Origin of the sequence: Serratia sp. JSRIV002, assembly GCF_019968725.1 — a bacterium.
In the GTDB taxonomy this organism is placed as follows: domain Bacteria; phylum Pseudomonadota; class Gammaproteobacteria; order Enterobacterales; family Enterobacteriaceae; genus Chania; species Chania fonticola_B.
Genome location: NZ_CP074143.1, coordinates 1,277,771 through 1,291,878, shown reverse-complemented (window position 1 = coordinate 1,291,878; position 14,108 = coordinate 1,277,771). Strand labels below are relative to the sequence as shown.

At 50.1% G+C, this 14,108-nt stretch carries 13 protein-coding genes and 2 pseudogenes; 11 read left to right on the top strand and 4 right to left on the bottom strand.

Annotated features, from left to right (window positions below):
- Positions 1–163 precede the first annotated feature (163 nt).
- A complete protein-coding gene (locus KGP26_RS05865) occupies positions 164–988 on the bottom strand; it encodes a hypothetical protein (protein ID WP_021805571.1) in 825 nt (274 codons plus the stop codon).
- 455 nt (positions 989–1,443) lie between these two features.
- Here KGP26_RS05865 and KGP26_RS05860 point away from each other — a divergent pair, with 455 nt between their 5' ends.
- The 6 genes and pseudogenes from KGP26_RS05860 to KGP26_RS05835 all read left to right on the top strand — a co-directional run.
- Positions 1,444–2,001: a fimbrial protein gene (locus KGP26_RS05860; RefSeq protein WP_115158575.1), complete on the top strand. Its 558-nt coding sequence runs from the start codon at positions 1,444–1,446 to the stop codon at positions 1,999–2,001.
- Between the two features lie 222 nt (positions 2,002–2,223).
- Positions 2,224–4,590, top strand: coding sequence for a fimbria/pilus outer membrane usher protein (locus KGP26_RS05855; protein WP_245399447.1), 2,367 nt, complete (start codon positions 2,224–2,226; stop codon positions 4,588–4,590).
- Positions 4,591–4,608: 18 nt separating this feature from the next.
- Complete coding sequence (locus KGP26_RS05850) at positions 4,609–5,349, top strand: molecular chaperone (protein WP_218519800.1); 741 nt, start codon at positions 4,609–4,611, stop codon at positions 5,347–5,349.
- A 16-nt stretch (positions 5,350–5,365) separates the two neighbouring features.
- A complete protein-coding gene (locus KGP26_RS05845) occupies positions 5,366–6,592 on the top strand; it encodes a hypothetical protein (protein ID WP_223665144.1) in 1,227 nt (408 codons plus the stop codon).
- 21 nt (positions 6,593–6,613) lie between these two features.
- Complete coding sequence (locus KGP26_RS05840; protein WP_179249113.1) at positions 6,614–7,120, top strand: fimbrial protein; 507 nt, start codon at positions 6,614–6,616, stop codon at positions 7,118–7,120.
- Positions 7,121–7,450: 330 nt separating this feature from the next.
- Positions 7,451–7,580, top strand: a pseudogene (locus KGP26_RS05835) (aldo/keto reductase); the annotation flags it as partial.
- A gap of 5 nt (positions 7,581–7,585) precedes the next feature.
- Here KGP26_RS05835 and KGP26_RS05830 read toward each other — a convergent pair.
- Positions 7,586–7,693: pseudogene (locus KGP26_RS05830) on the bottom strand (LysR family transcriptional regulator); the annotation flags it as partial.
- 411 nt (positions 7,694–8,104) lie between these two features.
- On the opposite strand from KGP26_RS05830, the gene KGP26_RS05825 reads away from it, so the two are divergent.
- The 5 genes from KGP26_RS05825 (at position 8,105) to KGP26_RS05805 (ending at position 11,632) form a co-directional block, all read left to right on the top strand.
- Positions 8,105–8,428, top strand: coding sequence for a DUF3302 domain-containing protein (locus KGP26_RS05825; protein ID WP_021805578.1), 324 nt, complete (start codon positions 8,105–8,107; stop codon positions 8,426–8,428).
- A 4-nt stretch (positions 8,429–8,432) separates the two neighbouring features.
- Positions 8,433–9,569: an HlyD family secretion protein gene (locus tag KGP26_RS05820; protein WP_021805579.1), complete on the top strand. Its 1,137-nt coding sequence runs from the start codon at positions 8,433–8,435 to the stop codon at positions 9,567–9,569.
- Between the two features lie 168 nt (positions 9,570–9,737).
- Positions 9,738–10,310 (top strand): DUF1349 domain-containing protein, encoded by a 573-nt coding sequence (locus KGP26_RS05815; RefSeq protein WP_094983028.1) that lies wholly within the window; start codon positions 9,738–9,740, stop codon positions 10,308–10,310.
- A 307-nt stretch (positions 10,311–10,617) separates the two neighbouring features.
- Positions 10,618–10,875: a YjhX family toxin gene (locus KGP26_RS05810; protein ID WP_021805582.1), complete on the top strand. Its 258-nt coding sequence runs from the start codon at positions 10,618–10,620 to the stop codon at positions 10,873–10,875.
- Positions 10,876–10,885: 10 nt separating this feature from the next.
- Positions 10,886–11,632 (top strand): cyclopropane-fatty-acyl-phospholipid synthase family protein, encoded by a 747-nt coding sequence (locus KGP26_RS05805; RefSeq protein ID WP_223665143.1) that lies wholly within the window; start codon positions 10,886–10,888, stop codon positions 11,630–11,632.
- 87 nt (positions 11,633–11,719) lie between these two features.
- On the opposite strand, the gene proA is transcribed toward KGP26_RS05805, so the two are convergent.
- Both proA and proB read right to left on the bottom strand, forming a co-directional pair.
- The gene (gene proA / locus KGP26_RS05800; protein ID WP_223665142.1) at positions 11,720–12,973 is read right to left on the bottom strand and encodes a glutamate-5-semialdehyde dehydrogenase; all 1,254 of its coding nucleotides are present in this window, start codon (positions 12,971–12,973) and stop codon (positions 11,720–11,722) included.
- 9 nt (positions 12,974–12,982) lie between these two features.
- Positions 12,983–14,086, bottom strand: a complete 1,104-nt coding sequence (gene proB / locus KGP26_RS05795; protein ID WP_024483654.1) for a glutamate 5-kinase — start codon at positions 14,084–14,086, stop codon at positions 12,983–12,985.
- Positions 14,087–14,108: the final 22 nt, after the last annotated feature.

Below are 14,108 nucleotides of genomic sequence, written 5' to 3'. Positions count from 1 at the left end.
ATACAAAAATTTCTGTTACGTCAGAATACTATTCTGCGCCCTGGTGAAGATGTATGCTCTGAACTCACCCACTGATAGTCAAAGCGGGCACAGCATGCAGCGCCCCTACGGTCGAATATGTGAGACCCTACCATTCAGTTAAGGCTGGCATGCCTGGACCCGATTAACGCGCCCCAAAAACGCCATATTCCACGCTCGCCAGGTAAAAACAGAAGGCCTCTCTGACCATATCGATAAAACGGGGTTTAAGCTCAATGGTCTTGCCATCTTGCCTCAAGTTCAATAAATCTAACCGCTCGGCTGCCTGAAAACATCGCTTGATATGTGAGCGGGATACCGAAAACTCCGTCGATACTTTTAAGTAATTATATTGCACCGTTAACGTTCTTTGCCTGAGACTTTCCATATACAGGTGAAACATCATCATATGCCCCCCATCCTTGGTCAAAAATGCACGGCTATCTGGCACAACGTCATACACAAACATTTCTTTCCCTATGACTTGTATATAATTTTTGAAAAAATCCGCCATGAAATCATCGTGATCAAACCTCTGTGCAAGAGCGAACTCAGGGTAGATCATCGCGTAAGCCAGCAGCAGGGTATCAATCAACTCACGAACCTCATTTACCCCTTTGGCTGTCGGTTGGTAAGTTAATTTGCGTTTATCCTGTTCATCACGCCTGATCGCCAAGCGCCCTCCTACCTGCAAGAAAGAGATGAATGAATCCAAGGCATTAGCACTTAACAATTCATGGTTAATGCAAAGCTTCTTAACCCCTTTAAAAGAAGGGTTTTTAAAGGTGTAATAACCACCTAACATGGACCAAAAAATAATATTCCGATTGGCTTTAAACATCACTTTAAAATAGAGAGGATGAGTCATATAAATTTTATGAATCGCATTATAATAAATCTCCACTGCAGCATCCAAATCCTCACTTAGACCAATCTCACGCCTCCTACCATTGATTATTGAAACGACCACACAACAAACTCCACTCTCAGTTTATTTATCGCTAAAAATACGCAAAAAATCAAAAAACACATAACCTACCGATAATACAAAATAATGTCAATGATTGTAAAAATTATTAAAAATTATAACATAAAAAACAAACTAACAGATTGAATTAAAAGGGTTTAATAAATATTGCCACTATAATTATAATTCCTCTAATTTATAATTAATAATAATTATTACATATACCAAAATTAACAACAAAAATGGACAGTGAGTAATCCAGGATACTGTGTAAGTCTGCCTATCCTCAAGGGAAGACAAGCTAAAAAGGACACCTGGCTAATGATTTACGGTGTTTAAGAGATCTCACACCTGGCAACAAGATAAGGCGCTATGTGTGAGGTCTTTTATATAAGTAACCTCAAGGAAAGGTATAGCCGATTTATACCAAAGACAGCATGTAAATATGGAGATTAAAAATGACTATCAAGAAAACCCTGCTAGCCGCTACCGTATTAGCCTCTTTAGCGCTGAGCGGTACCGTTCTGGCTGAGGTTCCCCCTGGTTCCCAAGGCAATGGCCAGATCCTGTTCAAAGGTTCGGTGTTAAAAGCCCCTTGCGGTTTAGCTCCAGGTATTGATGGCGACAACCAATCGATCAACTTGGGACAGGTTGCCGACTCCCAGTTGACCACTATCGGTTACAGCACCCCTATCGAGTTTAAAATCAAACTTATCGGCTGCACATTTGATCCCAAGGCTGCCGCCGAAACCAAAGTCAACGTCCGCTTCGATGGCATGTCTGTCGGTGGTGCCAATGGTTTCCTGGGGGTCACCGGTGATGCCAAGGGTTTGGCCATCCGTCTGTTAGATGCCGCCAACAAGCAGGTTAAGATTGCGACAAAATCCGAGCCTTATAGCTTGCGCACCGGAGACAACACCCTGCAATTCTCCGCTCAGGTCGTTGCCTTGGATGGGGAAGCGGTTATTGCCGGTCACTATGACGCATTGACCAGCTTCTCTCTGACCTATCTCTAAAACCCCCAAATCCAGTAGTAATTATCACCTAGCAGGTATGGCTTGGCCAAGCCTGCTACTTACCGACGTTCAGAAACTATTATCATGAACAATAAGAAAAATTACTCACCCGCTTCATCCCTATTGTTTTTTATCATTGTTGCACACTCAGCCTATGCAAAAAACAATGATATTGAGTTTGAGACCAGAGCCTTGGACATCCTCGATAAACAGAGTATCAGCTTGAGTAATTTTTCACGTCCTGATTATATTCCAGCGGGAAACTACCTGCTGTCGTTAAAGTTGAATAATAGAACTGTTGGCACCCTCCAGTTCCAGTTAATCGACATCGAGGGGGACAGCAAGGTTTGCTTTACCCCGGAACTGTTGCAGAAATTTGATTTAAAAAGTAGTGCCTTGCAGGGAATAATGGAACACCACGCACCAGGGGATAGCACCTGCATTATCGTTGAGGATTATGCAGGCAGCACGGTGAGAATCGATCGTAAAAAGAGCGAACTGCTGCTGACGATCCCGCAGGCAGCGTTAAAGTATAACGATCCCAACTGGATACCACCGGCGCAATGGGATGAAGGCATTCCCGGCATCCTGCTTGATTATAACGCCAGTGGCAACGTCTATCAGAATAAGCAGGGTTCAAACTACCTGTCATTATCTGGCTACGGGACTGCCGGTGTGAACTACGGTTCCTGGCGCCTGAGAAGTCACCATCAGGCATTTTTATATAAAGGCCGGCAGGGCGAAAAGCAATCGCGCTTCAGCACGCCAACGGCTTACCTGGCGCGCTCACTCAATGATGCCGGTGCTCATTTAACTCTCGGCAGAAACTATCTTTCATCCGATGTTTTCGACGCCATTGACTATACCGGGGTTGCCATTGTCAGCGACGATCGCATGCTGCCACCGGCATTGCGTGGCTATGCGCCGGTCATCGAAGGAGTTGCCAACAGCAACGCCAAAATTATCATCACCCGGGGTGATAATAACGTTATCTATGAAAAGTTGGTGCCGCCCGGCAACTTTATCATCAACGATCTCACCGACATGACCTCTGGCGAGTTAAAAATAACCATCCGCGAGGAAAATGGTGAGGAGAGAACGTCAACCATTCAAACCTCCAACGTTCCTTTCCTGACGCGTTCCGGTCATGTCAGATATAAAGTCATGATGGGGCAATCAAATAACAATGGAAGTTTCAATCCGTATCTCGCCACCGGTGAAGCCTCTCTCGGCATCTTTTCAGGAACGTCACTGTTTGGCGGCTTTATCCTTACCGATAAACAGTACTACGCTATCAACGGGGGTATTGGTTACGATATGGGCATACTGGGTGCCCTATCCTTCGACTTGACCCACACCGATGCACAGCTGACAGACTCCCGCCCGCGGGGCCAAAGCTACCGTTTCAACTACTCGAAAATGTTCGACAGCATTGATAGCCAAATTACCTTTGCGGGCTACCGTTTCTCAGAGGAAAGCTTCCTGACGCTCAATGATTTTATCACACTGAAAACTAGCCCGGATTATATCAGCACCAGCAAGGAAAGTTACAATATCGTCGCCAGCAAGAGCTTTAGCGATCTCGGGTTCTCACTGAACGCCATTTATACCAAGCAAACCTACTGGCAGGACGTTTCCGACAGTAATACCTACGGGTTAAGCGTGTCAAAATCCTTTGACTTCGCCGGCCTGAAAAATATCAATACCTATCTCTCGGTAAACCGCACAGAGTATAAGAAAAGCTTTTATTCACAGAGCCAGAAAAACAACAACTCAATCTACCTGAGTTTTAATATCCCATTAGGTGCCAAAAGCTATATGAATACCGCTATGCGTACCAATAACGGTAAATTATCACCGAGCCTGTCCTATACCAATAATGTTGACCCCAATAATACCTGGTCCGTTGGCGCCAACGCCTATGAGGGCTTGCGGCAAGGTAAGATCAATGCCAACTCCTCGCAAAAAATGGCCAAGGTCGCCACCACCTTAAACGCATCGATGAGTGACGACGATTACTATCTGGGCGGCAGCATCAAGTCCGGGTTCACGACCACCGCTCATGGCACCGTTATGCACCGTGACGGCTACGCCGGAAACTCAAGATTGCTGCTCGACACTAAGGGTATTGCCGGTGTTTACGTTGGCAATGGAGACCGCAACGAGCCCACCAACGCCCAAGGCTTGGCCATCATCAACGACGTCCCGGAATATTACCGCACCGATTACTCGATTGATACTAAACGACTCCCCGATGATGTTGATGGTTCAGTCGCCAACATCCAAACGGTGCTAACCAAAGGGGCGATTGGCTATCGCAGACTCAAGGTTTACCGGGGGATCAAAGCCTTTATTCGGTTAACCGATCCCCAGGGCCGACCGATCCCGTTTGGCACCACCGTTGAAGACGCTGCCGAGAAGAGAAGCGTTGGCATGGTGGGTGAAAATGGCGAGGTCTATATTTCCGGAGTCAGCAGTGATTCCCCCCTAAAAGCGATGGATGCGGCTGGCCGACACTGTTTCTTCAGCCTGCAGGGCCAGAATGTATCGCTGTCTTTCACCTCTTCTACGGTATGTAAAACCCAATAATCTCACAAGGATATTCCCATGTTCCCACAGGCTACCAAGCTATTTTTTATCCTGATGCTCGCAGGTTTTAGCGTCTCCCAGGCCAACGCGGCGATCTCTATTGATAGAACTCGCGTGATTATGATGGGTGATGAAAAATCGGCACCGGTTAATATTATTAACCACAGTAAAAAATTACCTTATCTGGCACAAAGCTGGCTAGAAAATGAAAATGAAGAAAAAATAAACTCCCCCCTTACCGTGCTGCCACCGCTACAACGGCTGGAACAAGACACTACAGTGCAGGTAAACATTACCCCGTTGCCGGCTGCGGCTCAATTACCTCAGGATAGAGAGTCATTGTTCTTCTATAACCTGCAGGAGATCCCGCCAAAATCTGAAAAGAGCAACGTCGTGCAGTTAGCTTTACGGATTAAAATAAAGGTCTTCTACCGCCCTGCGAGCCTGAAAAAAATGGCCATGGAGGTTTGGCAAGAGAAGTTAGTGCTTACCCCCGTCAATAATGGCGTGAAGATCGTCAATCCTACGCCTTTTTATATCGTTATCCCGAGCCTCAGCGTAGCGAGCAAACCGCTATCACTGGCGGATGAGGCTATAACGCTTAAGCCGCTGAGTGACGTCACTGTGCCAAACGCGCGGGTAAAAAACCAGGCCATCCAACTACAGTACATTAATGATTATGGCTCTTATAACGCAATAAATTATCATTGCACAGCGAGCCAGTGCGATGTGGTAAAAGACGATAAAAGTCGCCCTTGATATTGAGGCTATTGTTATGATCAAGTTTATCCTGAGCTTCTGTATAGGGCTTTTCTCTGTTAACACCGCCTGGGCTGAGTCAGTTATTGCCTGCGATTGGACGCCAAGCCCTAGCCTCATTCCTGACGTAAGCCTCGGTAACCTGATCAAGGGAAGGATCCAAAGGGGTACTGAAGATATTAATTGTTATCAAGACGAAGAGGGTATTAAGCATTGTGACAAAAAAGATATCTGGAAAATTCCCAACGGCATCTACTCCACCAGCCAAACCGCCAGGGTAATCTGCATCAACTTTGGCGATAAAGCAGAGATGATCACCTATAAGTTTTCCAAGGCCAGTGATCTGGATATTCCCATCCCTGCCAATTCTAACGTATGGAAAAACCTGACCTTAACGATCTCCGGTGCCGGTTCGCAGAGAACCTTTAGCAATATTGAAAACATGGAACACGATAAGCAGTTTACCTGGAACGATACCACTTTGGCACCATGCCAAAAAACTTGCTGGGATCTGGAACTCGCCACACCACGCTATACCAAGAGTTTAACGTTTAATTTTCGCGTACAACCCAAAGTATTTAAAACCGATTATAACGTTAACCCTTTCTATGACCTGCAAGACTCGGTCGGCGCCCTGTGGATAATTTCTGGCTCGGATACCGATATGGCCTGGTCAACAACCAGCACCCCCTACTTGATCATCTGCGGCCTAAACGGAAATGACGGATCGACTTCCTGCGGTACTAACAGCAGCATCGGTAGCGGAGGCGGGGGCGGTTCGATGAGACCACCGATCAAGCAGTGTACCTTGACCGTTGTCACCCCGGATGTGGTGGCATTCCAGCCGATCTCCTCTGACGATCTCAGCCGTGGCAGAGTCCGTAGTGAGGACTTCACCATGACCGTGATAAAAGGACCAAACCAATCCACCACCTGTATGGGTAGCGCCTATAATCTGCCCGGTGAAATCAAAACCCAAGGCGGTTACCCAATCAGCTCGACCTTTTGGGGGATTAGCCATAGCTCAGGAGCGCCACAGGGTATCGGCCTCAAGCTGTTTGATTTAGGTAAAGGTGCATACTTGAAATTCAACCAAAAATACTCCAGCTTTATTAGTGATATCAGCAGCATCAGCGAATCAAAAAGGATGCGGGCTGAAATATCCGCCACCACCAAGGATCTAAAAAAAATCAAGGATGGTGAATACAGCCAGGTGCTGACCTTCGAAGTTGCCATGCCGTGAATGTTATTGGGAAGGAAAGCAATGATGAACAGCAAATGTTTACTTCTATTTGCCGCAACGCTGTTGCCCACCGCTGCTCATGCGGAAATCAAGGCGAGCAGTAGCACTCAGTTTGTGGGCAGGATTACTGTCGCCACCTGCAATATCGTGGTCGGTGATGATAATCAAACGATCAACATGGGCGAAATATCCAGCGCCGAGCTTGATGCCAAAGGGAAATCTACACCGGTGCCCTTCCTCATCAATTTATACGGCTGCGATACAGAAAATAAGAACGTCAAGATTGCGTTCGACAGAACGGGGACCGGCGCATCTGGCAGTTTGATTCCGGTTGATGGCATGAGTGGTATCGCGTTAGGGCTGCTGGACAGTGATGGCAGCCCGCTGTATTTTGGCAAAAAGAATAGCGGCCAAAAAATTAAAAAAGGCGATAACACCCTGCTTTTCTCGGCTTACATCGCTAAAACGGGGCCGATTAATTCAGGGTCATTTAGCCGCTTGCTGCACTATACGCTGTACTATGATTAACCTTATGTGTGCAGTCTTTGCCTTGCTCAGTTGAGCTTGGGCCAATTCGCCTGCCAGGCTAAGATTGCCGACCAGGTCAGCCACAAAAAATCCGCAGTACCAGCACAAACAGCAGGGTTCATTCGCTTATTAATGAATCCTGCTAATTAACCCTAGCGAATTACTCCCTCTAATCAATTAAATCACGCCGAGTAAAACTTTTCACACACCACAGATCGGCCGATCGATACCGCGACCAGCGCTTTCTTCTCGCATCGCGATCCGGCCAGGGTGGAATAGCTAGCCAGCCGCAAACTCGACGTTTAACGATAAAATAGGAGGAACTCCCGAATGCAAACACGTTATCTCGGTAAGTCCGGGCTGGAAGTGTCAGCGCTCGGCCTGGGCTGCATGGGGTTGAGCTTCGGCAACGGATACGCGTCAGGCCGTTGAACTGATCCGCGCAGCCGTTGAGCGTGGCGGGCACCGTGATAGCAGGCTGCGCACCGCATGTTCGCCCGCCGCTTTGGTAAAAACTCTCTCCCTCGCCACGGCGAGAAAAACCTGTAGCTCATTGAAGTTTTCTTTCAGCATGCGTATTTCCTTGGTTGACGTAAACCTTGCCAGTTCGCACAGAACTTATGAAATGGGTTCATAGACACTACCATTTTAGCCCCGTTAACGACAAAGGTTGCTGATAAATCGCCAACAAAAATGTTCTCATACCGCCAGATTTTTTGGATGGTGCTATATTTTATGAACTGACCTCTCCCCACCGAGAGGATATATGAAAAGACATCCTTTTAGCATTGCCTTAGGTGTTTTATCTACCGACATGTCATTGTCGGCGTGCACTGCCAAAGTAGATGAAAAATATCACTATTCATAAATTATTATCCACTACAGTCAATGATAACCCACTACTACACGCCTAACAGACAAGGTGGCGCAACCCATAGCGCACGTACCTAATCCGTCGGGTGAGTTTACTTAGCCGAGGCCACCATGTTCTTAAATTACTTTGCGTTAGGCGTACTCATTGTTGTCTTCCTCGTTATTTTTTACGGGATCATTATTCTCCATGACATTCCTTATCTGATCGCAAAATCCCGTAATCATCCGCATGCAGACGCGATCCATGTTGCGGGTTGGGTCAGTTTGTTTACTCTGCATGTGATGTGGCCTTTTTTATGGATATGGGCCACGTTGTATCGCCCAGAGCGCGGTTGGGGCATGCAAGGCCAGCAAGATCCCTTTGCCCGCTTAGAGCAAAGAATAACCGAGCTGGAACAGAGCATCTGCGAAACCAAAACACCTTCTGCGGAGTAACTCCATGGACTTGCTCATTATTCTTACCTATGTCGCGTTGGCCTATGGCATATTCAAAATATTTAAAATCCCGGTAAACAAATGGACGGTCCCCACCGCAGCATTGGGTGGCGTTGTTTTAGTCGGCGCCCTGATTTTATTAATGAATTATAACCACCCTTATACTTTTCAAGCACAAAAGGCCGTGGTTTCCATTCCCATTACTCCGCAAGTTACCGGCATTGTCAGTGAGGTCACTGATAAGCAGAATACCTTTATAAAAAAAGGGGACGTACTTTTTAAAATAGAGCCCACCCGATACCAGGCACGTGTCGATAGATTACAGGCCGATTTAATGACGGCAATCCATAGCATCCAGGTGCTCCAAGGGCAATTAGATGAAGCCGTCGCCCATACCTCGGGGGTGATTGCCGAACGCGATCGTTTATATAAAGACTACCAGCGCTATCTTAGAGGAAGCCGGGCCAGGGTAAACCCGTTCTCCGAAAGCGACATTGATAACGCCAGGCAAAATTTTCTGGCGCAGGATGCGCTGGTGAAAAGTTCATTGGCTGAACAGGCACAGATAAAAAGCCAGTTAAGCAGCGTCGTCAACGGAGAACAGTCGCAGATAGTCAGCCTCCGTGCCCAGTTAACAGAAGCCAAATACAATCTCGACCAAACCGTGGTTCGCGCCCCCAGTAATGGCTATGTAACCCAGGTGCTTATCCGCCCAGGAACCTACGCGGCAGCGCTGCCACTGCGCCCGGTGATGGTGTTTATCCCGCAGCAAAAACGGCAAATCGTCGCGCAATTCAGACAAAATTCGCTGTTACGCCTGAAATCGGGCGATCAAGCCGAGATCGTCTTCAATGCGCTACCTGGCCAGGTGTTTCAGGGGAGACTGACCAGCATACTTCCCGTCGTTCCCAGCGGGACGTACCAGGCGCAGGGAACCCTGCAATCATTGAGCATGATACCCGGCTCCGATGGCGTGCTGGCGGTGATTGAGTTAGAGCCGAATGCGGATGTTGATGCTTTGCCAGATGGGATATTTGCCCAGGTGGCGGTGTATTCCGACCACTTTACCCATGTTTCCGTAATGCGTAAGGTGCTGCTGCGCATGACAAGCTGGATGCACTATCTCTATCTTGATCATTGATCGTAACAACGCGGCCGGATGAATGGATAGCGATAGTCCAATTTATGACGCTGATCTGGCGCATCATCTCGTAGAAAGACGATGGGCTTTGGGGAAGTCATTGTATCGACAAAGGCGTAAACTGATTTCCGGTAGACAAACGTGTATTTTTTGCCCCTGGGAGGCCTGATGCTTGATTCCTTTTACTGGATTAATGAACCTGAACAATGGCAGTGCGATCACGGTAAGTTAAGCGTTGTCACAAATGACAAAACCGACTTCTGGCAAAAAACCTGGTACGGGTTTGAGCGTTTTTCAGGGCACATCTTCGCCACCGACGTCAGTGAAGATTTCACTTTTCAGGTAAAGGTCTGCGCGGACTTCACCACGCTGTATGACCAGGCCGGGATCATGTTCATGACCGATGACCAGCACTGGCTTAAAGCCGGTATTGAGTTTAACGACGGTGCCCCCGCAATAGGCAGTGTGCTGACGCTGGAGAACTCAGACTGGGCAACCGGCACCTTTGCGGGGGATCCACGTGAGTTCTGGCTTCGCTTGACCCGCAAAGGCAACAGCCTGCGATTACAGTACTCAATGGAGGGTCATCACTGGCCGCTGCTACGCTTATGTTACTTTCCGCAAGGCGCAGCGAAAATCGGTGTGATGTGCTGCACGCCTGAACGTCGTGGGTTATCGGTGGACTTCCTGAATATCACGCTGACTCCACCGGTGGATAAAGCCTTGCATGACCTGAGTTAATCGTTCGAGTCTATGCGATTCAGTATGCTGGACCGCCTTCACTGCCCGCGCGACAACATTAACGCTGATGTATCAAAGATCACACTTTTCAGTGCCAGCTTATTCCCATACAAATAATGTGTGTTACTATTCCCGCCGTAAAACCCTTTCAACTCATACCGAGGCTTTGATGCTGGAGAATGTAATCATCCGATAATCAGCTGCCCGACCTTTCCAGGCCGGACTGATTATCAATGCGCCGAAATCGAATGCGGACACCGCTGGGTGTTTGCACGTTTTGCACATGATGATTAACAGGTTTTTCAGCATGAATTTATCCCGTCAGGAACAACGTACCTTACACGTTCTCGCCAAAGGTGGACGTATTGCGCACGTCCGAGATGCCTCCGGCCGCGTCACTTCCGTTGAATGTTACAGCCGCGAAGGGCTGTTGCTCAGCGACTGCACGCTAGCCGTATTCAAAAAACTCAAAACCAAAAAGCTGATCAAGTCCGTCAATGGTCAGCCATATCGCATCAATACCAGCGGGCTGAACAATGTTCGCGCCCAGTTGGACAACCGCTAAGGAGAGTGTCATGGATATCCCACGTATTTTCACTATCAGCGAAAGTGCTCACCGCATCCATAATCCGTTCACACCCGAGAAGTACGCGACTCTCGGCGCGGTGTTACGTATGGAACCAGGTACGCGAGTGCTCGACCTCGGCAGCGGTTCGGGGGAGATGCTCTGCACCTGGGCACGCGATTACAACATCACCGGTACGGGTATCGACATGAGCCCGTTATTCAGTGCACAAGCCAGGCTGCGAGCAGAGGAGCTCGGTGTAGCCGAACGCGTTGAGTTTATCCATAACGACGCTACCGGTTACGTAGCCGATCAAAAATGTGAAGTAGCGGCCTGCGTCGGTGCTACCTGGATAGCCGGAGGTGTCGCCGGGACTATCGAACTGCTGAGTAAAAGCCTCAAGCCTGGCGGGATCATCCTTATCGGTGAACCTTATTGGCGTCTGTTGCCACCGACGGAAGAGATCGCCAAAGAGTGTGGCGCTACTGCCCTTGCCGACTTTCTCCCCCTGGCAGAGCTTGTCACCTCTTTTGACACGCTCGGTTATGACGTCGTAGAAATGGTGTTGGCAGATCAGGAAGGTTGGGACAGGTACGTAGCGGCCATGTGGCTGACGATGCGCCGATGGTTGGAGGCAAACCCCGATGATGAGCTCGCAGAGGAAGTTCGGACGCAGTTGACGAGCGCGCCTAAACGCCACGTGGCGTACACGCGTGAATACCTTGGCTGGGGAGTTTTTGCGTTGATGGCTCGATGATCAAAAGCTGCGAGTGAGCCAATAGCCAGAAACAATAAGGGCGCAGTATCTACACACTGCGCCCTTTAACATCATTTAAACCTGAACCTAGCTGCGCACCAAATCGTCGCCGTAGCCAATCCACTTATAGGTGGTCAGCGCATCCAGCCCCATCGGGCCGCGGGCGTGTAGTTTCTGGGTGCTGACCGCAACTTCTGCGCCCAAACCAAACTGGCCGCCGTCGGTAAAGCGGGTGCTGGCGTTGACGTATACCGCAGAAGAATCCACCGCACGGACAAAATACTCGGCGTTGCTCAGCGAGCGCGTCAAAATGGCATCGGAATGGCTGGTGCCGTGGGTGCGAATATGATCGATGGCCTGATCGATATCATCCACCAGCGTCACGTTCAAATCCAACGATAGCCATTCGTCATCGTAATCTTCTGTGGCCACTGCAACCACCTTCGCTGGCCCTTCCTGCAACAACGGCATGGCGTTATCGCTGGCGTGCAACGTTACCCCAACGGTGGCCATACGCGCGCTCAACGCAGGTAGGAAGCTGTTAGCGATAGTCCGATTAACCAGCAGGGTTTCGACCGAGTTACAGGCGCTTGGCCGCTGTATCTTGGCGTTTTCGATGACCGTCAGCGCCTTGTCGTAGTCTACGCTGTCGTCTACATAGATATGGCACACGCCGATACCGCCGGTGATCACCGGAATGGTCGATTGCTCGCGGCACAGCTTATGCAGCCCGGCACCGCCGCGTGGGATCAGCATGTCTACATAGCGATCCATTCGCAGCAGTTCATTCACCAGTTCACGATCCGGGCTTTCGATCGCCTGCACCGCCGCCGCTGGCAGGCCGCACTGTTCCAGCGCCTGCTGGATCACTTTCACCGTCGCCTGATTGGTGTGGTGAGTTTCTTTACCGCCGCGCAAGATCACCGCATTACCGGTTTTCAAGCACAGGCTGGCGACGTCAATGGTGACGTTGGGGCGCGCTTCATAGATCACGCCAATCACCCCGAGCGGCACACGACGGCGCTCCAGCTTCAGGCCGCTGTCCAGCAGATTGCCGTCCAGCACGTGGCCAACCGGATCGCTCAGGCGGCAGACCTGGCGCACATCGTTGGCGATCGCCGCCAGACGCGCTGGAGTCAACAACAGACGATCCAACAGGGCTTCAGTCATCCCGGTGGCACGCGCCTGCGCCATATCCTGCTCATTCGCCTGTAGAATTTCCTCGCTGCGGGCTTCCAACATGTCGGCCATCACCGCCAACACCTGGTTCTTTTTCGCCGTGCTCAGTACCGCCAACTGCCAGGAAGCCTGTTTGGCGGCTTTCCCCATCTGCTCGAGCATGTTCACTCCTTAACTTACGATCATATCGTCGCGATGCACGGCCACCGGGCCATATTCATAGCCCAGGATTTCGCTGATTTGCTGCGAGTGGTGCCCGGCAATCATGCGCATGGCATCGCTGTTATAACGGCTGACGCCATGAGCCAGATCGCGCCCCGCCAGATTGCGGATGCGGATCACCTCACCACGTGAGAAATCACCTTTAACATCGCGGATACCCTTCGGCAGCAGTGAACTGCCACGAGCCATCATGGCTTCTACCGCCCCATCGTCAACGGTGATCTCACCCGCAGGCGGTGCACCAAAGATCCAGCGTTTACGGTTCTCCAACGGGGTTTCCAGCGCATGGAAGCGGGTGCCCACCGGGTTGCCTTCAATCACATCTGCCACTACGCCCGGCTTGCTACCAGCAGCGATAATCACATCAATGCCAGCACGGCAGGCCACATCGGCGGCCTGTAGCTTGGTACCCATGCCGCCGGTACCCAAACCGGAAACGCTGTCGCCCGCAATGGCTCTCAGCGCATCGTCAACGCCATGCACTTCGCGGATCAGCTCAGCTTCCGGGTTATTGCGCGGGTCAGCGGTATATAAGCCCTGCTGATCGGTCAGCAGCAGCAGTTTATCGGCCCCAGCCAAAATGGCAGCCAGTGCAGACAGGTTATCGTTGTCGCCGACTTTGATTTCTGCGGTGGCAACCGCGTCGTTCTCATTAATCACCGGGACAATGCGGTTGTCCAGCAGCGCGGTCATGGTGTCACGCGCGTTGAGGAAGCGCTCGCGGTCTTCCAGATCGGCACGTGTCAGCAGCATCTGCCCGATATGAATGCCATAGATCGAGAAAAGTTGTTCCCACAGCTGGATCAGCCGGCTTTGCCCCACCGCCGCCAGCAACTGCTTGGAAGCGATGGTAGCGGGCAATTCGGGGTAGCCCAGGTGTTCACGCCCGGCAGCAATCGCCCCGGAAGTAACAATAACAATGCGGTGGCCCGCTGCATGTTGCTGGGCGCATTGGCGCACCAGTTCGACAATATGGGCACGGTTCAGACGCAGCGAACCGCCGGTCAACACGCTGGTACCCAATTTCACAACCAATGTCTGGCTGCCGTTCATAATAGTTCTGCCGTTGGAGTTA